At 28.8% G+C, this 20,350-nt stretch carries 15 protein-coding genes; 4 read left to right on the forward strand and 11 right to left on the reverse strand.

All coding sequences use genetic code 11. The features are described 5' to 3' along the window. Positions 1-21: 21 nt before the first annotated feature. From NTHER_RS07635 to NTHER_RS07665, 7 genes are all read right to left on the reverse strand, one after another. Positions 22-1,953 (reverse strand): P-loop NTPase fold protein, encoded by a 1,932-nt coding sequence (locus NTHER_RS07635; protein ID WP_012447963.1) that lies wholly within the window; start codon positions 1,951-1,953, stop codon positions 22-24. Positions 1,954-2,016: 63 nt separating this feature from the next. Next, the gene (locus NTHER_RS07640; RefSeq protein ID WP_012447964.1) at positions 2,017-3,078 is read right to left on the reverse strand and encodes a hypothetical protein; all 1,062 of its coding nucleotides are present in this window, start codon (positions 3,076-3,078) and stop codon (positions 2,017-2,019) included. A 145-nt stretch (positions 3,079-3,223) separates the two neighbouring features. Continuing rightward, complete coding sequence (locus NTHER_RS07645) at positions 3,224-4,078, reverse strand: hypothetical protein (RefSeq protein WP_012447965.1); 855 nt, start codon at positions 4,076-4,078, stop codon at positions 3,224-3,226. Between the two features lie 179 nt (positions 4,079-4,257). Next, positions 4,258-5,124 (reverse strand): GIY-YIG nuclease family protein, encoded by an 867-nt coding sequence (locus NTHER_RS07650; RefSeq protein WP_012447966.1) that lies wholly within the window; start codon positions 5,122-5,124, stop codon positions 4,258-4,260. A gap of 325 nt (positions 5,125-5,449) precedes the next feature. Beyond that, complete coding sequence (locus NTHER_RS07655) at positions 5,450-6,463, reverse strand: hypothetical protein (protein WP_012447967.1); 1,014 nt, start codon at positions 6,461-6,463, stop codon at positions 5,450-5,452. An 85-nt stretch (positions 6,464-6,548) separates the two neighbouring features. Next, positions 6,549-8,276: a UvrD-helicase domain-containing protein gene (locus tag NTHER_RS07660; RefSeq protein ID WP_012447968.1), complete on the reverse strand. Its 1,728-nt coding sequence runs from the start codon at positions 8,274-8,276 to the stop codon at positions 6,549-6,551. Between the two features lie 34 nt (positions 8,277-8,310). Beyond that, positions 8,311-10,071: an ATP-dependent nuclease gene (locus NTHER_RS07665; protein WP_012447969.1), complete on the reverse strand. Its 1,761-nt coding sequence runs from the start codon at positions 10,069-10,071 to the stop codon at positions 8,311-8,313. A gap of 999 nt (positions 10,072-11,070) precedes the next feature. Here NTHER_RS07665 and NTHER_RS15900 point away from each other — a divergent pair. From NTHER_RS15900 to NTHER_RS07680, 4 genes are read left to right on the forward strand one after another with little or no spacing between them, the layout of a single operon-like run. Further along, complete coding sequence (locus NTHER_RS15900) at positions 11,071-11,211, forward strand: hypothetical protein (RefSeq protein ID WP_012447970.1); 141 nt, start codon at positions 11,071-11,073, stop codon at positions 11,209-11,211. 44 nt (positions 11,212-11,255) lie between these two features. Then, positions 11,256-11,531 carry a phage integrase central domain-containing protein gene (locus tag NTHER_RS07670; protein WP_041366995.1) on the forward strand — a complete coding sequence of 92 codons (276 nt, stop codon included), beginning with the start codon at positions 11,256-11,258 and terminating at the stop codon, positions 11,529-11,531. Between the two features lie 11 nt (positions 11,532-11,542). Further along, on the forward strand, positions 11,543-12,127 hold the full coding sequence (locus NTHER_RS07675) for a tyrosine-type recombinase/integrase (RefSeq protein ID WP_274377071.1): 585 nt from the start codon (positions 11,543-11,545) through the stop codon (positions 12,125-12,127). Between the two features lie 12 nt (positions 12,128-12,139). Further along, on the forward strand, positions 12,140-12,979 hold the full coding sequence (locus NTHER_RS07680) for a tyrosine-type recombinase/integrase (RefSeq protein WP_012447971.1): 840 nt from the start codon (positions 12,140-12,142) through the stop codon (positions 12,977-12,979). A gap of 1,018 nt (positions 12,980-13,997) precedes the next feature. Here the strand turns inward: NTHER_RS07680 and NTHER_RS07685 are convergent. From NTHER_RS07685 to NTHER_RS07700, 4 genes are all read right to left on the reverse strand, one after another. After that, a complete protein-coding gene (locus tag NTHER_RS07685) occupies positions 13,998-15,482 on the reverse strand; it encodes a protein kinase domain-containing protein (protein ID WP_012447972.1) in 1,485 nt (494 codons plus the stop codon). 165 nt (positions 15,483-15,647) lie between these two features. Then, positions 15,648-15,944 carry a hypothetical protein gene (locus NTHER_RS07690; RefSeq protein ID WP_012447973.1) on the reverse strand — a complete coding sequence of 99 codons (297 nt, stop codon included), beginning with the start codon at positions 15,942-15,944 and terminating at the stop codon, positions 15,648-15,650. Continuing rightward, on the reverse strand, positions 15,931-18,060 hold the full coding sequence (locus NTHER_RS07695; RefSeq protein WP_012447974.1) for a hypothetical protein: 2,130 nt from the start codon (positions 18,058-18,060) through the stop codon (positions 15,931-15,933). Before NTHER_RS07695 ends, NTHER_RS07690 begins: the two co-directional genes overlap by 14 nt. 151 nt (positions 18,061-18,211) lie before the next feature. Continuing rightward, complete coding sequence (locus NTHER_RS07700) at positions 18,212-20,347, reverse strand: DEAD/DEAH box helicase (protein ID WP_012447975.1); 2,136 nt, start codon at positions 20,345-20,347, stop codon at positions 18,212-18,214. Positions 20,348-20,350: the final 3 nt, after the last annotated feature.

A 20,350-nucleotide genomic window follows, 5' to 3' on the forward strand; every position in this document is an offset into this window, starting at 1 on the left:
TATGTTATTGCAAATAAGAGCCTATTTGAGATTCAACTTATTTTCTAAAGTTAATTTGATTTTATATAGTATAATTTTTCTTAATTTAGAAGTAGTATTATCTTGTAATAAATTATTTATAATATTATACATTTCCTTTAAGAAAGCTAACTCATTTTCATTTAAATCAAAGTTTTTTTGCCTATACTCTAGCAGTTCGTATAAATAATTAACCATATTTATTGAGCTATCACATAAAATGGATCTAATATCTTCAGTAGATAAGCTATAGTACCAATAATCAATAGGATCGTTAAAAATATTCCAAAGTTCATTTTTCTCCTCCTTTTCAAACCATTCACATACCATTTTCGATTTATTTTTGTAAAATTGACTTTTCAATTCATCATTTAGTTCTTTTAATTTATCTTCTATTTCTTTAAAATCATTTGACTCTTTTGACGATAAATCTTTATATATACTTGACGGAAAATGTAGATCAGTATCTTTTAAATAATTGTTGGGTTCAGTTTGTGTAGAAGATTCTATCATACCATTCAAAATAAATTGTTTTAGACTATCAGAATCAAGAGGCAGTTCAATTATTTTAGACATGTTTCTAAATGTAAGATAGGCTTTTGGGTATTCACTTAAATACATTTCACCATTTGATAATTTTATTATTGTATTCTTTAAAGCTTCATCAAAAAATTCTTCACAAATTTGTTCAGGGTTTGTAAATGTATAATCAAATATTAAATTATGATCCGAAATTTCTTGTTGCTTATCTTGTATTATTTTAGTGATTTCTTTTTTAAAATCATTTTTATGAAATATTCCCGTAGTTATAAAAAGATGAATGGATTCGAAGAAAATCCTAACTTTTTTAAAATTAGTATAACCAAAATATTTTCTTCTGAAATCGTCTAACAGACTTGCTCTAGTAGGCTCTTCCTGTTGAGTATCCTTTTTCATAGCTTTTTCCATAGAATATTGTATTATAAGCGACATAAATTCCTGATTACTTTTAATGTTGTGCAAAGCAGAACTAATACTACTATTTTTTCTTATCTCAAATGAACAAGATAAAGTGAAACAAAGCATATTTTCTATTTCATTTTCAATAATTGTTAAATTTTCTTTATTGTAATTACTATCTAATTCATTATAGATTAATTCAAAGTCGTGTAAAGTTTGCTTTATTATTCTGAAATTTTCCATTTCGCTTTTTTTAAAAGTCTCTAATATTAGTGATTGATGAGTTAATAAAAACTCTGCATATCTGTTATTCTTAAAGGATGATTCTATTAAATTATATAGGATTAAATTTGGGTCGTTTTTAATGCGTATAGTTCTACCGATACTTTTTTCCTTTAAATCAAAATAATCATCATCTTTTTCTATTTGTTCTTCATTAGCTATTATAATAGTTGGTATGTTATCACGTTCTAAATAATTATTGATATGACCTAATATTTCTTTTGTTGTTAAACTACTTCTTTCAAGATCATCAAAACACAAAACAACTTTTCCTAGAGAATATAATTCGGACACATTGACTCTATATTTATCTCTTTTTAACAGTCCAAAAGAACTAGCAGTGTTTAATAACATTTTTCCATGTTCTTTATTAAATTTAAGCTCTCGCACAGATTTTTTTACTGATGGAAGTGAAGAAAAAATTTCAAAAAATATCTTAACATCAATTTCGTTGACTTCTTTTACACCATACAGAGAAACATATACAGGTGTTTTACTCTCTTGTTTAACTATTTCTGAAAGGTAATTATTCCAAAAAAAAGTTTTTCCACATCCCCAAGGCCCTGTAAGAACGATAGCAAAATCATTAGAATCCTTAATAATATAATTTCTCAAAGTTTCAATAATGTCATTATTAACACATATTTTATTACTAAGCATTGTTTCATCTTTATTTTGATTACTCACAAAAAAATTTTTTAAATGCTTAATCAAAGACTCCTCCTATCTAAAAATTTAATTAAAAATATATGCCGCTATAAGTGATCGCATACAGTCTTACTTCTCTTTTACATCAAAATTAGTATAATATCTACATATGTTGTGTTTCCCATGGCACGATGTACACGTAACAAACCAATTATATATAAATTGATTTAAAATATCTTTGTTTAGTTCTATTACTTCATTACATAATTCGCATTCAAATGTTATTGAAGCATTCTGCTCGTCTAATATTTCTAAAATATTAGAAGGGTTATTTTTAAACATGCTTGTTTCAATAAATTCTGATACATCAGAATATTTGGCTAATCTAATCATCCTATTTAATAAAATATTAAACTCATCTACCTCTAATATACTTAAAAAAATAGCTTCACAAATTTCTAATACATAAGCCATTAATTGTGGAAGTACAGTATAATAATAGTCCCAAAATTTATTCCAATCATCTAAATTAGCAAATATAAAATTCAAATTATTTCTTTCAGTCCTATAATTATTAGATCGAGTTACTATGTGCATCGATCTGTTCCATATTTTTTGTAAACTCATTTCTTCTTTGCTTTCAAATCTAAATTTGTATATTAAATTATTTGTATTTAAACTTTCTCCCATATAACTTTTTGAACTTGCTAATTTTATAATCTTTTTAACCCTTTCATTTGTAAAAACTTTCCTATTTGAGACATCATACTCATCAATATCTTGGTACATAATTTTCTGATAAAATTCCTCATTATTAGCTAGTAACCACTCTAAATATAATAAATTATCTCTTAATGGTTTTCTTAATAAACTATAAGCAACTGTTACTTTACCTCTTTCAGAACAACTAATAGATTCATAAATATAGTAGCAAAAATCCTTAAGTAATGAGAAAAATACATGACTTGTAAATTGTGATAAAGCAATTTTATGATATCCGTTATTATCTAACCATTCAAAAATATCTTCTGCATTTTCAAACGACTCAACTTCATCTTCTTTTAAATTAAATTTTACAGTAGATAGACTTTTAGAATCAGCTTGTCTCAACATGTTGCCCAAGATATCATAAGAATAAAGAAGATAATCATGTTTTTTCCAGTGTTTTTTCGGTAAAATACTATAACTCAAATATTCTTCTCCTCCTCCTTAAAAAATACCGTTCGCATTGTTTGTAAATGCTTGGACTTACCACAACCGATCTACAATACCATCTTGTATTAAAACTACTAAATCGATTATTCAATGTTTATGAAAGAGGCATTTTATCTGATCATTAGTTAAGTTCTTTTTGCATTGGATCAATAATTTTTAGGTTTAAGGCACAATTTGTATTCACTTCTTTTACATACCATTTCCCAGAAATCTTAACTAGCTTAAAATTAGGTCCTTCAGGAGCTATAACCCCTTGTTGTCTCATTTGCTTTATAATCTTTTCTGTATTTTCTTTAACTAACTTTTCCAAATCCTGAATTTCTTGCACTAATTTTTGATAAATCATAACATCTGCAACCGAAGTTCCAGCAGTAGTTATACCCCATCCAGGCGGTGCGATTGGCAATAAATTTCCTTTTTCATCTTGTAAGTTAATTAATATATTTCCACCTGATTTTCTCAATTTCAAATGTTCATCTTCTTCAAAATCAGGGGTTACAGCTGAAACCCCATTTAGTTTAAAGGGGTCTAACACCCAAGGCCAGTTATCATACATGATTTGCAACACATCTTTTTTTGCCCAATTTCCATGTTCATATATATTAATTAAATAAGCTGCTTTTTCCTGATTATTATAATAAGCAAATAAAATAGGTCCTGTTCTCTCGATATAACCTCTATTGTCCAAATTATTTCCTAAATGTAAGTGAAGTACCCCCCAATCATTAAACATGCCATCATCTTTTAATTGCTTTGCACGTGTACTAAGGTAAGGGGAGATATCTCTTTCTTTTTCAATCGTATCTATAAGTTTTTCTAAGCCTTTTTCGTGTTCTGGTGGGCAATAGAATTCTTTTGATTTATATATATATTTAGCTTCTTGAATTTCTATTTTTCTTAAATAATTAAGATATTTAATTATTAGTTTATCCTTTTCGTGTTCTTCAGTAGAAAATTCTAATCCTACTTCTTTCATCTCTTTAATAAGTTCTTCCTGCCAGTCCTTTACAAAATCTATAGACTTACTCTCAATAATTGCTTCCCTCCTTTAAACGTACCTTGGATAAAAAGTTCTAATATTTGTATACCGTATGAAAACTGCAAACTATGTATGGAAGCAATTGAACATGTCATCCTAACGTTCCGCTAAAAGAATTAAAAATCTATTTTTATATTGGCCAATTTATAATCTGAAATAAGTATGTTATCTACACCCTTCTTATTACTCAACAATGCTGCATAATCTCTTATAATCATTCTTTCGATTGCTCTCCTTTGATTGTCTGAAGATATTTCATCGGGTAAAACATTGTATCTATAATAATTCCAATATGGTATTTCTTTGTGCTTACCAAACTTAAGTCTTTTAACCAAATCTTTTGCTTCACCAATATATAACAGCTTATTTGTTGTATCAATCAAAAAATATATTATATTTTCAGCACCTATTTCTGTTTCAATATCTTTTCTAGGTTTCCAATTTTGTTTATATATTCTAAAATCAGTTTTATCCCTTAATTCATCATCAATTTTATGCAGTGTTGGTGATTCTATCATTCTTCTAAATAACTCTGGGAAACTAGGTTTTTGAGTATAATGAGAAACAAAATAAAATATTTTATTGTCTTCATCATATTCTATATCAAGAAACTCCCAGAATGGTATTTCTTCTTCGATATTATCTTTTTCTTCTCGTAACCTAATTTCAATATCTCTCATATAGCTCATTAAATAAACATCTTTCAATCTATATAAAAGCTCATCAGAAAACCAAAGTCTATAAGCTGGTGTTTTACGTCCTTTAGATGCTACAGTAACTTGCCCTTCATAATATATATTTTCAAAGTATACACTAACTTGTGCTTTTTCATGCTTTTTAGAAGTGCAGTCATAATATTCATTTTGAATATTCCACATGTTACATACCCATTTTGGTATTGTTGTGCCCTTATCATTAAAAAGTGATGAATCTACTTTTTTCCGCCATAAAGGGAATTGAACATCTTTTCTTTCTGTTTTCATATATAACTACCTCCACAATTCAACAGTATAGTAGTGAACTTGGTTTAAATTCACCCCTTAATTGGACTATGACATCAATATCTTCATCTTTAATTTTCTGTTGTTTCATTTCCTATTCTAATGATATTCCGACATTCCCCCAAGTTAATCATCTGTAACGTCTTAACTATCTATTCTACAACTATTCTACAAAACCCGTAATGGGCGGGAAGTAGGAATTATTTGGGGTTTGAGAAAAAAATTATGTGGAGTGTTGACAAATAAAAGAATTAAAATGGTTTACAGATTAACTTTAAAAAAATAATTATATAGCCAACAAACTAATTTAACTTAACACTTCGTATTGAGAGCTTTCAGAACAATCTGAGCAGATACTATAATAATCATGATTTTCTCCATTAAATATTGCAGCAAGTCTTAGGTATCTATCAGGATATGTTTCTCCACAGTCATCACAATTCCAGCTAATAAACTCATCATTGCAACTTAAACACTCCCATACTTCTTTGTAGGGTATATACAATAAACTCTCATAATCACAAGTTGGACATATTTTAAGATTTATATCTATCATTCTTCTTTTTAGCTCTCTTAAAATTGTGTCTCTAATTATAAGCATCTCATCTTCTCCAAATAAAACATTTCTATCCTCATAGTCACTAAAACAAAATCGACATTCAATGGTATTATCGTTACTTTTAGTCAACAGTTTTTCTGAGCAATTTGGACAAGGTATTTTTAGAAATTTCTCAGGTGCATATTCTAATCTTAATACCTCCATTTGTTTTCTTTTAATTTCATTATTTACGTCTTTTCTATACTTTTGTAGGTAGTCTTTATCTTGTTCTAATTCTTTTAAACTTTCTAAACTAACTATACCATCATAGTCTTCAAAACTTTCCCCCAAAATATTTTTTAAAATGTATTTTATAGTAATAAATGAGTTAATTACTATTCTCTTTGCATATTCATGCTCTATTGTAAACTCATAGTGTTGTATTCGATTTCTATATTTAGATAAATCATCTAAATATTGAAGGTATCTCTGCTCCAACTCAATTTTACAAGCATTTTTCATTCTTTTTAAGGCTTGAGAAAAATTTATTGTCTTATCGTAAGTATTATTTTCATTAATTTTATCAATATCTTCAAATATAAGAGAGTCATGTTGCTGTCTTAAAACTTCTTTAAGTAGCAATTCAGCACTATGGTGAAGAAGTAATATACAATATTTATATTGTCTACTGTCATTGTACTCTTTACCTTTAATATAATAATTTATGCTTTCTTCAAATGAATCCATAGAGTTTTCAATTAAATTAAACTTAATTATGGTCACCTAATCAACCTCCATCAATTAATAATTTAATTATCTAGGTACCCAAATTCCACTTCAATTCTATCAGATACCTATTCATTTGAGTCTACTCAATTAAAATGCAAGGATCTTTTGTAGGAGTGAATATATATGTGTTTCTACGTGCACGAGTACAAGCGACACGCAAATTTAACCTTGCTTTATCAACATTGTTTCTATGTCTAACTAGCCTTTCTTGGTAGAACCCCTCATAGATGATCACCTCATCAAATTCTTTTCCTTTAGATTTATGTATAGTCATTAAATGTATCCCGTTAATTTCATTTGATGAAGCAATAAAATGTTCTTGTAGTATAAAATCTTGGAATACTCTTCTAGCACCAACATAACTATTTTTTTCTCGCCATAACTCTACTAATTTTGAAAGCATCTTTGATGTCCTGTATAAAAGTTTTAAATTAGAAGCATCAATTATTAGATCTTTAAATACTTTTGATTCTGATTGCTTTAATATCTCAGTAACAAAATGCCAGTCACTTATAGGATCCCCTGTAAGTTCAATATTTTTGCTATCTTTTATTATTCTGCTAATATCCGCAATAAGTATTTTACGGTTTTTTCCTCTTATTTTTTCTGATTCTAAATAATTTTCAAGTGCACTTACTAATTTAAGTTCATCTTGAGTGGGGGATTTGTCCCCTTTTCTTCCACGGAAGTATTTTACAAGATCTGAAATTATATCGTCTTCATTAACAGATTGGAGAGATATATTTTCGATTATTCCTAATATTAATTCTGCTGCAAGTAGTGTACCTTCTTTACTGACAGCAACATGGTGTTTGAGTCCTGGAAGTTTGTTGCCACTTTTAAAAGATTGCCAACTACCAAGGTAGTTTGATACATCAGCCATTAAGTTGTTTGTCGGTACCAAAATGGCTAACGACCAATTTTTTTTATGTTTTCTTAATTTATCTCTAACTTTAAGTGTTTGATACTTTAGTTTTGAATGTCTCCCTTTACCCTTTTTAAAATCATATTTTATTATTTTTACGTTTCTATAATTTTTGCTTTTATTTGCTCCAGATAGTAAATCATTCCCAAACTGAATTAGATCGGTACCATTACTTCTATTATTTATACTAGCAAAGTCAAACTGAAAAGGCTCAAATTCCTTAATATAATCGCTAATTCTTGCAGGGTCAGCCCCTCTAAATTCATATATTCTTTGATCTGGATCGGCAAGTGCAACCAATGTACTTCTTTTCCCTAAAATGTTAATTAATCTCCATTCGTCATAACTTGTATCTTGAAATTCATCGAGAATAATGTATGGGTATGAACTAGATATAACATTTAATAGCTTATCACTTCTGCTTAGCAATTCATAACACAGTTCAGCAAATAAATCAAAATCCACTACGCCTTCTTCTTTAAAAAGTTTTATTTTTTCTTTCCTACGCCTTTTTCCATCTCTTATGGTAGAAAACCTTGAACAAGCTTCTTGAGGAGGTAGAATTTTAAGAGGGCTTATTGAATTGAGTAAGTAACCGTGACTCCTTAAAATATTCCATGCAAATCCGTGATAAGTATTTACTTCGATACTTTTATTAATAAGATCTGATTCATATAAACCTGCCTGTTCCTCTACCCTAGCTATTGTAGCTCTAGCAAAGCTTAAAAACAAAATTTTTTGTTCATTTTTTAAGTGTTCATTTTTGATTAAATTCTTTGCTTTTATTAATGAAGTTGTGGTTTTTCCTGAACCAGGTCCACCTAGAACTAAACAGTTTCCTTCAGCTTTCAAGAATTCTTGTTGTTGCTTTGAGAATTCCACAGTAACCTCTTCCTTTCAAATATTAAGTTACGGACTAACTTTCACCTTCAACAAACTCTCGTATCTTATTTAAAACGCTAATTATATAGTTAGGAATTTCATCTTTGCTACATGTTCCAAGAAAATCCGCAATACTACCTGAACCTTTTGCCCACTTGAAATATTCAAATAAGGACTTTTGTATTTCTTCAGAAGTCATCGCTTCATTTGGCTTTAAATTGTTAAGGTGTGGTGGCCACTCTTCTTCAACTATCATAAAAGCATATCTTTTTAATGCATCTTCGTCAGAGTGTTTTAAGACAATATTCTCGAACCCATCTTCTTCTGACACAAGTGGTAAATCGACATTCTCAGAAATAGCTTGTCTATTTTCATCAGATTGTTTATCACATATAGCAAATACTTGCTTATTCAGGTTTTTAAAGTGTTCAGCTAGTTGAGCAATGTAGGAGTCACCTTTAGCATTTATCACTGAAATACCTAACTCCTCAAAAGTTTTAAACTCGTCTGGTGATAATTGTTGTAACCTTCTTGCAACTGTAGGCAGAGCATCGTATTCTGTTTTACCTTCAACAATTAGAACTCGGCGAGATAGCAAAGATTCACAAAACCTTCTTCTAAACTCATCACGATATAGTTTAGGTTTCACTCTTGGTGGATAGGTAGCTTCTTTCCCAGTAATAATCCCATCAGATTTACTAAGAACTAATATTTGGCTTGGATCGAATTCTTCTAAGACATATGGAGAATGTGAAGTGAAAATTGCTTGATCAGATTTGGAACAGATGCTATGGATTATACGTTTCTGTGTATGAGGGGGTATGGCTATTTCTGGTTCTTCCATAGCAAAAATAACATTTTGCTGTTGTTTTAGTTCCGCAATCATTGATAATAAAGTTAGAACCATGGTATTAATAGTACCTGTCCCTTGATATTTAAAAGGGGCTGAATGTTCAGATCCATCTGATCTTGTAGCTCCAGTACCCATAAAAAAAGTGATTATTTTCTTTAAGTTTTGCCGAGTTAAACCTGAAACTTTCATTTGAGGATTATTAGCCCATTCATTGGGGACAAAGGAGTGAATAGAGCTTTCAATTTCCCTTAGAATTTGATTGATTTCAGAATCAGGAGCGGCTATTTTTAGTTGATCAAGCTGTTTTAAAATTTCTTCCCAAATAGGTAGCTTTAATTCTTGTAAACGTAAAATGATGTCAAGAAGCGAACCGTTTTCTAAACTTAATGCTCTTGAGCCTGTCCTTAAAGTTCTTAAAAACAAAAAACCACAGTATCGCTTATCTTTTTTTGTGAAGGATGTCATGCTTCCATCTTCAACTTCAGGTGAGGCATAATAAGTACGGCCAAAAAAATCATCTTCTTCTGAATCATAATTTCCTTCAAATCTAACTCTTAATGCAGGTTGTACAGATTCTTTATCAGTTTTTTCGGGTGGAGGTTCGTTTATAAGTGCTTGTTCATCTTGGTCCCACCACTCTATATTATTTCTAAAGTAACGTGATTGCTCTTCGTTAAGATTTATAATTACTACTTCAATTTCTATATTTATGGGATTATTATCATTATCTAGATATTCTCCTGCGTAAAAATCATGTTCGTCAATTACTGGGGTTCGGAACAATCTTTCTGGTCCTAAAGTTAAATCAAGTGCTTCTAAAATTGTAGATTTACCTGAATTGTTATCGCCTACAAAAACTGTATGCTCAGGAAATATTAACTCACTAAATTTTATACCTCTAAAATTATTAATTTTAATCTTTGCAACTCTAATTTTGATCACTCCTATGTATAACAAAGATAAATGTATATGGAATTAAGCTAGAATTGATTTCTAGTGCTTAATTTAAGTCATTACACAAACGTTTTAGGTAATCATAAATTTTTGTCATATCACCTTTTTTGTATATATAATAATATTCTTTACCATCTTCGAAGTCTTTTTCCATACCATAGTTTTGAAGTACAGACTTTACGTGTTTTCCAAATCTTCAACATAGCCCATCCCCTACTCTCTTCTTTTTCAAAGAATAACTTTAATTCAAAAGTCAAAATATTGTGTAACATTATTTTAAATAATTCGTGACATTGGATAAAAATTCCTGTTTATTATACAAATTCGTTCTATTTTGATATGAGATTTTAACATAAAAGTTAGCTACTTCCTGTAAACAATTTGAGTATTAGAGAAAATCCAGTTTATATTGACAAATATACTAGATAATAGCAAAATAAAACCTTATGTATTTTTCTGACCTTCAAACGTTTGACAAATTAATTTAGTTAACTACTAAAGATTGAGTCATATATTAGGTTCAATCCTTTTTTTGTTTAATAAGCATTATCATAGCGAAAATGTACTCCTACTATTTTTATAAATACTAGAAAAAATCTAGTGTATAGCACTAAATATACTAGAAAATAGATAGCATAACCTAATTATTTTATCCATTTTTAAAAAAATATATACATTTTTTTGTATAAAAATATTTTTTTTAGTAAACAATTAACAATAAGTCAATGTTGAGAGGTAATAGATTTACTAACACTATTAAAGTCAATGAAAAGGAGGCATAGAATGAGAAATCACACTAAACAGGTAACTTTATCAAAAGAAGACGTATTAAATTAAGTGAAGTTTGTCAAAAAGGTAGTTTAGAAAGTATCATAAAAACTTACTTACTGAAATTCAGAGAAACTTTCCAAAAAGAATAACGATTTATCAGGGCTTAAATGCCTTGATAAATCGTTATCATCTGGACTGACTTGAGGTGAACTAAATATGCCAAACTCCTCTTCCAAACAATTAAAGGAAAGATATTTAGAGGAACTTATCGAAGAATATGTATTTCAAAAAGAACCGAGAATGGGAACTAGACAAAAGATCATTGAAGTATTATATGATGATGAAAAAGAAAATTAAACTGCCATAACTCTTTTTCCTATTATTCTGCAAGGGGGTATTAGATGACTAAACCAGCAATTGACCCAGAAATAGCTAATATTATTGAGTCACTTATTAAAAAGAAAAGACGCAAGTGGTCAGATAACACAGTAAGAGCTGTGAGGACAGTTTTATATAACTTTTTTTCTGATGTTAGGAAGAAAATTTCTGAGATTGAACAGGATGATGTTTTAAAATGGCTTAACAAGTATAAAGTTGATAAAGCACCAAAAACGGTTAATCAAAGGTTAAATATTATTAAAACTTTTTTCAAATTTGCAAAAAAAAGAATTACATAGACGAAATTCCAATTTACGATAAATGGTTTGCAAAAACAGAGAAAAGTTTACCCCGACATCTTACAAATGAAGAGTATGCAACAATTTTGTCAAAAATAGAAACGATGAAAGTACGAGATCAGGCTATGATATTGATAGCATTCGAAACAGGTCTTCGAGCTTCAGAGCTTTTATCTCTTAAAAGAGATGATATATCTCTAGAAGACAATTCTATAGGAATAAAGTCAGGGATAAGTACCAAGGGTAATAAGAAAAGAACAGCGTATATGAGTAAAAAAACAAGCTTTATAGTAGAGAAACTATTCGAAGAACTTCCCAAAGATTCAAATGATATATTCTTAAATAAATATGGTAACCCAATTTCGGCGAGGTCAGTCAGAAGAATTTTTAATAACATAGGATACGATATAGAATTGACTAGAAGGTTCACCCCTCATGTCTGTAGACATACATTTGCAAATAGGGTTTTAGAAAAAGATGGAAGTTTGCTTATTTTGCAAGAACTACTAGACCACGATGACCCTAATACAACAAGAATTTACGGGAAATCTTCATCAAGAAAAAAGCGAGAAGAATATGACAAATATATGACATAGGAGGATAATGATATGATAAAAGAGAAGCTACTTAAGGACTTTATTGAAAATTCCAGTAATCAGCACTCAGCCTCAACACTAGAAACATATGAGCGTTATATAAGAAAATTTTTAATGTCTTGGAAAAATGACCTATCGGAAGTTACCGACGATGATATTGATGATTTTCTTAATGAGTATGAAGAAAAAGGATATAACTCACGAACTATACACGTTATCATTGCAGCGTTACATGATTTTTTCTCCCATTTAAAATATAAGAAATATATTAGTGTAATTCCAACGGTAGATGTTGAAATACCAAACCATGAAAAAAAATTACCAAAGCCTTTAAGCGAAATAAAAATTATAAAGTTAAAAAATGAAGCAAAAGACCATCTACGAGATAGAGCTATTATAGAAGTTTTACATTGGACAGGAGTGCGTGTAAGTGAACTAATAAACATTAGAATTGAAGATATTTGGTGGGATACAAGAGAAATTTGGATTAGAAAAGGCAAAGGTCTTAAAGAAAGAAATGTAATAATTAACTATATATGTAAACAGTATCTTATAGAATATCTAGATACAAGAAGCGACGACATACCATATTTATTTATAACCAAGAGAAAAAGACCTTTTACTCGCCAAGGTGTTAATAAGCTACTGAATAAATATGCAATTAAAGCTGGCATTAAAGAAAATGTGACACCACATATGTTTAGACATACTTTTATCACAGACTTAATTAATAAAGGAGCTGAAGAAGGAGTTGTAGCAGATCTTGCTGGACATGAAGATATAAAACGGTTAAAAGATTATACAGAAGTAGCTCGTAAAAGGAAAAAACTAGAATATGAAAAACTCCATTAAAAAATTATGTTATAAAAGTTGGAGAACCTCAGATAAAAAATGTTATGTAAACTTAAAGGATGTGAGGTAAATTGCCTTGCATCCTTTAATTATGGGTTCGACCTCCCCTACCATAATCTTCCTTAACCTCAGATACTAAATCTTATGTAAACTAGGAAAATTTAAAGGGAGAGGGCCTTGAATTTCGAATAAGAATTATGATTACATTGAATAAATTGATTATGGAACGCAGGATAAATTTCAATTTGGCTCCCTCCCCTACTCCTGGAACTTATTTTTTTAGTTAAATTGATAAGTTGGTCAACTAAATTTCGATCAGCATCTCATTTTCAATTTATAATGTTGCTTTTCTTTTGATTGAATTTTTAATCCTGTATACTGTTAATTGTGTTTTTGTATCCCAGGCTTGATCATTTTTTGAATTAGTTAAGGGTTTACTGATTTATTATAAGAAAATTTGCTGATCAATACAAATTTTCAAATAAATGAATTTTAATGTGTGTTTTACCGTATTTAAGCCCATCTATTCAAAGCACCGTAAAACTTAGCCATACTATACCCCTCTGAAGAAAATAGGAACCCCTTCACGGGCAAATGTGAAGGGCGAAAATTTTGAGGGATTATAGAATAGTTCATCAAAACTCAATTTATCTATAATTTAACGTAAAAGCATTATGATATAAGCTTGCCTAATGCAATTTGATTTAGAAATCATTAGAAATCAGAGGATTGTCAAAAATAACTTTGTCATATAACTGAAGTAATTCCTTGCAGATCTCTTTCAGTTTATTTAGAAATAGTTATAAAACTTGATGTTTCAATGCACTATAATTATGAACTCTATGTGAGATTATTATTGGAATGGAAAATATTAAGCTAAATACATCTTATGATAACTTGAACAATTTAAAATGATAAGCCCTTTGTTTTGCAAATTAATATAACGTTGCAAAAAATTATTAGAAATAGACTGAGTAATTTTACATTCTATAGCAATTTTCACTAACTATTATATATATTATAAATTGAGTTTTTCTATTTCATCAAGATAATCTTCAGCGTTATACCTATATTCTGCACAACCTTCCAAAATATCTTTTGCTATAGAAAAAATTTTAGATTCATCAGTATTCAAACAAACAAAATAAGCAATTCTTGCAAAAATATCGTAATTATGAAATTGACCGAATCCTGTGGCATCAATATAGCCATAATTAATTGTTTGAAGTATATTAATTTGATCTGTTTTTTCAAATTGAACTATAATGTTACCAAATGAATATAATTTATGTTTGACTAAATAATCACATAGTCTATCACTTCGTACTAATCTTAAAATATAATCACTAACTTGCATATCAAATATACCTTTATGTATTTTATTATCTACTTTTTTCTTATCCAGTTCTCTATTTTGCTCTTTTAATTTCAACTCAATATCACTTAATACCTGATCAACTGTTTCATACCTTTTTTCCTTATTCCTACTAGTACATTTCTCAACAACAAAAGTGAATAAATGCTGTGATTTAGATTCATCAACACTTGCAGTAAAAACATAATCTATGACTTTTCCTAAAGAGTAAATATCACTTTTTTTATCTAACTTCTTGAAATCACCAATCGCTAATGGATCAAGAAATATATGATTATTCTTCTCTGTTGAAGATGATTTTAGACTTCTCTCTATTGATTCATCTTTACTCAATCCGAAATCACATAATACGAAGTCATTTCGTAATTTTAATATATTGCCAAGGTGTAAATCTCTATGAATTATACTATGATTATGAGCGTACTTCATTCCATTTAATACATCATATATAATCTTCATTTTTTGCTCAAATGGAATATTTATTTCAGTTGTTATATATTCATGTAAATTCATATCAGCTTCTTCCATTAAATAAGAATGGGTTTCTGAGTCGTAACCGTATACATTTAAAACGTAAGGACAGTCATGTAACTTTAACATATTTTCATATTCATATTTCATCCTCTTTTGAAAATCTGGATTTTCTCGATAAAATGGTTTCAACTCTTTTCTTAAAATTCCCTCATGAACTTTGATTATAGAACAATAAGAACCTTCATCAACAATGTTATTATATTTCAATGCCAAAAAACCGTTAGAAAAATTATTGATCATTATTCTGTTTCTTTTTAAAAATACTAAAGTTTTAGAATTAATAGTTTCTGAAACCTCTGTATTATATGAGGATAAATTAAATATATTTAAAATATTTTCTATAAGCTTTAATTTTTTATCAGGATTTTTTACTTCTTTAAATTGTTCGGAAAGTAATTTAGTTTCATCGTACTTAAATTTTCCATTACAATCAAAAAAATCTTCAATATCAAGGTAATCAATACTTAAGATAGACAGTTCGAAATAAGCATCTAATATTAATCCATTATAATTATAATTGGTTTCTCCAACTTTTTTATCCCAAAGATAATTATCAAAATATCTTAACAATTTTATGTATTCAGTATAATTCATAATTAAAACTCCTCACTTTCGTACTACCTAGGTGATTTGAGGATTCACCTTTTACCTATTTAGTTTGGTAAAGTTACCTTTTTATGTTTCTAAATTCATAGAGTACAAAAGAAATACTGTATAATACAATGTTGATTTGTTTTGAAATTAACCCACTCAAGATAATTATTTTGATTCTTCAATCATATCGTAATACTCCATTTCTTCGTAAACATTTTGAAGCTCATCATTTAGATGCATTATATATTCATGGCTAATTTGATAATAGAGATTACTTTTTTCTTCTTTTAATTCGAATTTAAAAATCCCCTTTTTTAGTTCCAAGATTAATTGATTAAAAACATTTTTAATTTCATCTGGTTTATCTTCTGTAAGTGGAATTTCTAAACTTTTGTCTTTTAAATTTAACTGTAGTATGTATTGGTCATCTTCTTCGATCAAATTAGCATCATAAACTTCCATAAATTTGCCCCCTTTCACCAAAAGCTTGTCTTCCCCCTTCTAATATATTCATACTTGTTTCTTTCCAGTCGAGCAAGTCCGAATCATCATTTACATTAACCAAACTATTTGTAAAAGGATTACCAATATAGGTGGTATAATAATTATTTTCATGTATTCTATAAACCGTTCTATATGGAAGAGTCCTTACAGCGATATTTGCATCATGCGTTGCAATAATTATTTTTTTCCCCATTTGTGCTCGTTCTTTAAGCTTAGGAACAATAACATTATTAATATAGTCATTACCCAAACTTTTTTCAGGTTCATCTAATAAATAAATATCTTTCTCATCAATCAATTCTTTATGTAATAAGAGCATTGAAGATTCTCCTTTCGATGGTTCATAAGGTTTGTTATTAATTGTAAAGTAGCGATTAAAAAGAATTAAGTCGTCAATATCTCTTATCTCCTCAATTTTAAACAATTCAGAAATTATTTCAAATAAATTACTGCTATATAAGTTCTTTTTTATTTCAAAAATGTTCTTTGTAAATTCCTTTTGCGGCGTTTTATTAACATTCCTTAATGGGTTAAAATTAGCATCAGAAATATTTCCATCTTGCAATATTATTTCTGTTTTACAATACAGTTCTCCCTTTTCTCCTAAATTTCCGACATAAACATTTTGTGGTTCGGTTCTTTTTTGGATACAATTAACAATCTTATCAACATTTCTTTCAATGTTGATTCTATTACTAGCATATTCTTGAAATCCAGTTTTCATTGGCTTGCTTGGTGTGCCTGTTTTTTTAGATATTTCATCATTAAAAACTTTAATCAGATCATTAAACATTTCAGTTGCTTTAAAATCAATAAATGTTTCTTCTTTCTTTTCATTAATTGTTTTAGCTACACGATTCAAAATATCATTTAGTTCATCAAATAATTGTTTTGTTAAAACTTCCTTTAAAATTGTATTTCTTATAAAATTTAAAAAATTGTTTAGCCTGGTAGAAATATTATTGAACTCAGAAAGTTTTCTTTCTAACAGTTTAGAGTTTTTATAAGAGAAGTCTTTAATAGATATAGTTTTAGCTCTCTCATTAGTAATTTGATATGAAAAGTAATTAAGATAATTTGACACATTAGTAATATTTTTTTCAGATGCTGATTTTATTTGTTTTATTTCAGAATAACAAGTTTCTATATTCAGATCCTCCAATTCAACATCAAAATTATCTCCTTTAATATCAAAAGTTTCTTCTAAATTCTCAGAGCTTGATTCAAAAACACGAGTTTTCAAGCCAGTTGAATTATAATAATCTGATATTGCTCGCAATATCTCTGTTTTACCTGTTCCTTTGGAACCAAATAATATATTAATATCATTAAAGAAATTTAGGGTTATAGGTTCCTCTCTTCCAAAAGGGTATATAGTTATTTCTTCAGGTTTTTTTTGATCTAATAACGTATTAATTGTGGGTTCATCTTTTTCCAAAAGTAAGCAAAATTGCTCAAAGCTTTCAACGGGTAAACGAAGTTCAGGCAAATCTTTTGATATTTCGATATAATAATTCCAATCATCGATATCTGATCCATAAATTGATCTATGACCGTGGCTGATATAAATTCCTGCTGATATCGAATTAGTTGCTTCTTTAATAACCCTGTTTTTATTTTTAACATGTGTATATAATTTTTCTATATCATCATCTGTTAAGTTAGGTTTTTTTGCGTAGTAATGAACAATATAGATTGCGTCCATCTGATCAAAATAATGAACAGTATCACTAATAGATATTGCAAAATCATCCTCTTTTGTGTCTAGTAACAACTCATCAATTTGATTTGATAATAATTGAGCATTATTTGGATTAACAATTACAATCAAATGTCCTCTCCTTCCATTTTCTTCTATATCTAACTCTATACCAGGCCATAATTGGCACGTTCCTTTTACTTTATTTACAAATTCATTATATTGTTCAATATCAAAATGATTATGATTAGTAATAGCTAATATTTTAACATCTGTTGCTTTTATTATTTCTTCAAAACAAGTGGCATCAATATTTCTTTTATGTGAGTCCCCACTCTTTGTTTTTTTAGTATGAGCGTGAATGTCAATTTTCATATAAATCACCCCTTTCATTATAGGCAGACATAAACTTCTTTCATTTTTTCAACTAAAAGGTTGTCCTAATATTATAAGTTTCAACACAGACAAGATTTGATAAATATTTCTCTGTAAATCAATGCTAGTCCAACGAATACTCGTATTCATTTTATAGCTTAATTTCCTTAATCTTTTTATTTTCTAAAAAAGTCTTAACCCCTTCAATATCTACAAGGTGTGCTATATGCATTTTATCTTGTAAATCTTTAGGTAAATATGGACTGAATTTTGATTTGAACTTTTCTTGCTCTAATGTAAAATCAAGTAAATATTCTGGTCGCCAATCTGTTTCTTTTATATCTTGTAAAACCCCTGGTAAATCAATACCACCTTCAATGTTAATCCTACCAATTCCATCAATCTCTTTTATATTCACATTATAAGATCGTAAAATCCATGCCAAAGTTTGAAATATTTTTGTTCCAGTATAGGTTTCAAATAAGATTTCATCACCATTATTCCAAATTACTCGTTCGTTTGGTTTTATATTGTATAACTCAAAAGGTTTTCTCTGTTCTTCTAAGTGGTTTTGAGCCATATTATCAATAAACTCGAAGTTTTTCCTTTCACACAGTATTTTGTGCATTCTTTCAGGTATTTTGGGATTTAATATAAAACCTCCTCCAGAGTATTTAGGAGGTTTTCCGTCAACAGCTTTAGCTACATAAATAATATCACGCTCAATATCGATATTTTTTATAGTCCATAATTGTCCTGCCAATATAATATTGTCACCTTCAGATACCATTAAACTTTTGTCTATACTTCCAATTTTTCTGATACCTTCCCGCACTTCAAATTCTTCTTGAGTCATAAAAACAGCATAGAATTCTTTACCCCTCAATAATCTTTCCCCTTCTAGTCCTACAATTAATTCAGCACTATTTCTAATTAACTGCAAAAAGTCGTTTTCTATCATGTAATTAATAACATGATTAATATCTTCTTCTTTTAGTTTATAAAAAGCTGCATTTGCTTTGATATTATCTATAAGTGGATCAAGTCTAACTCCATTTGCTTCGTGGCAAATAGAAATAATTTGATGGAATAAAATATCTAAAGGTAAAGGATATTCCGTTGCTGGCTCAATCCACTTTTCTAATAATAAATCAATTACTGCTAAAGATTGAACTAGACTATCATTAGTTGTACTATATACTTGTAAAACCTGATTTGTTCCAAGCTTTCTACCAGATCTACCTAACCTCTGTTTTAAAGAAGAAACGGTATGCGTATCATCAATTTGAACAACATAATCAATAGCTCCAATATCAATACCTAATTCAAGGGAACTAGTGGTTACTACACTTTTGGGTGATTTAGAATTGGCCATAGTTTTTTCTACATATTCTCTTTCTTTCTTATCTATAGAAGAGTGATGAGCAAGATAAAGTTCTGTATTAACTTCTCTATTTGCTAGACGATTTAAATAAAGTGTTGTTTCTTCTACTTCGGCACGGCTATTACAGAAAATTAAGGAATGTACATTCTTAGTTAATTCTCTAAGGTCTTGATATAAATCAATAGGTTTCTTATAGTCTTTTCCTTTATCGAAATGCATTAAACTAAGTAATAAATCCTTGTCGTCTTCATTAGAATCTATTATTTCAACATTTTTAATATCATTATAGTTAATCCATTCTTTTATTAATTTAAAATTGTTTAGAGTTGCTGAAAGTGCGAAGTATCTAGGTTTTTCTTTTATGTAATTCTCTAACCGAGAAAGTAAGGAACGTAAATGTACTCCCCTTTCATTATCTAAAAAAGCATGTAATTCATCTATAATGATAAATTCTATATCACTAAGAATGTAATTTAGCTCATTTGTTCGATTAATAAATAAACTTTCTATTGATTCTGGGGTAATTTGAAGAATCCCAGCAGGATTTTTTGTTAACTGTTTCTTTTTATTTTGGTTTACATCTCCGTGCCAACGATGAATAGGAATATATGATTTTTCACAAAGTTTAATAATACGCTCAAACTGATCATTAATTAAAGCTTTAAGGGGAGAAATATATAGTATTTTTAAATCTTTGGTTGCATCTTTTTCTATTTGGCTCAAAATTGGTAAAAAGACGGCTTCTGTCTTTCCTGATGCAGTTCCAGAAGAAACAACAACATCTTTATTAGTGTTCATAACAATAGGTATGGTTTTATCTTGAACAGGAGTGAATTCATCCCAACCCATTTCCCATATTTTCTTTTGCATTCTTTCAGACAATAAATAAAATGTCTCGCTCAAGCC

It is taken from the genome of Natranaerobius thermophilus JW/NM-WN-LF (assembly GCF_000020005.1).
Lineage (GTDB): Bacteria > Bacillota > Natranaerobiia > Natranaerobiales > Natranaerobiaceae > Natranaerobius > Natranaerobius thermophilus.

Coding starts and splice junctions, on each gene's coding strand:
- NTHER_RS07690 (WP_012447973.1), bottom strand. CDS start 15,944: ATGGAAGTTTATGATGCTAATTTGATCGAAGAAGATGACCAATACATA.
- NTHER_RS15900 (WP_012447970.1), top strand. CDS start 11,071: ATGCCAAACTCCTCTTCCAAACAATTAAAGGAAAGATATTTAGAGGAA.
- NTHER_RS07645 (WP_012447965.1), bottom strand. CDS start 4,078: ATGAAAGAAGTAGGATTAGAATTTTCTACTGAAGAACACGAAAAGGAT.
- NTHER_RS07650 (WP_012447966.1), bottom strand. CDS start 5,124: ATGAAAACAGAAAGAAAAGATGTTCAATTCCCTTTATGGCGGAAAAAA.
- NTHER_RS07670 (WP_041366995.1), top strand. CDS start 11,256: ATGACTAAACCAGCAATTGACCCAGAAATAGCTAATATTATTGAGTCA.
- NTHER_RS07685 (WP_012447972.1), bottom strand. CDS start 15,482: ATGAATTATACTGAATACATAAAATTGTTAAGATATTTTGATAATTAT.
- NTHER_RS07680 (WP_012447971.1), top strand. CDS start 12,140: ATGATAAAAGAGAAGCTACTTAAGGACTTTATTGAAAATTCCAGTAAT.
- NTHER_RS07695 (WP_012447974.1), bottom strand. CDS start 18,060: ATGAAAATTGACATTCACGCTCATACTAAAAAAACAAAGAGTGGGGAC.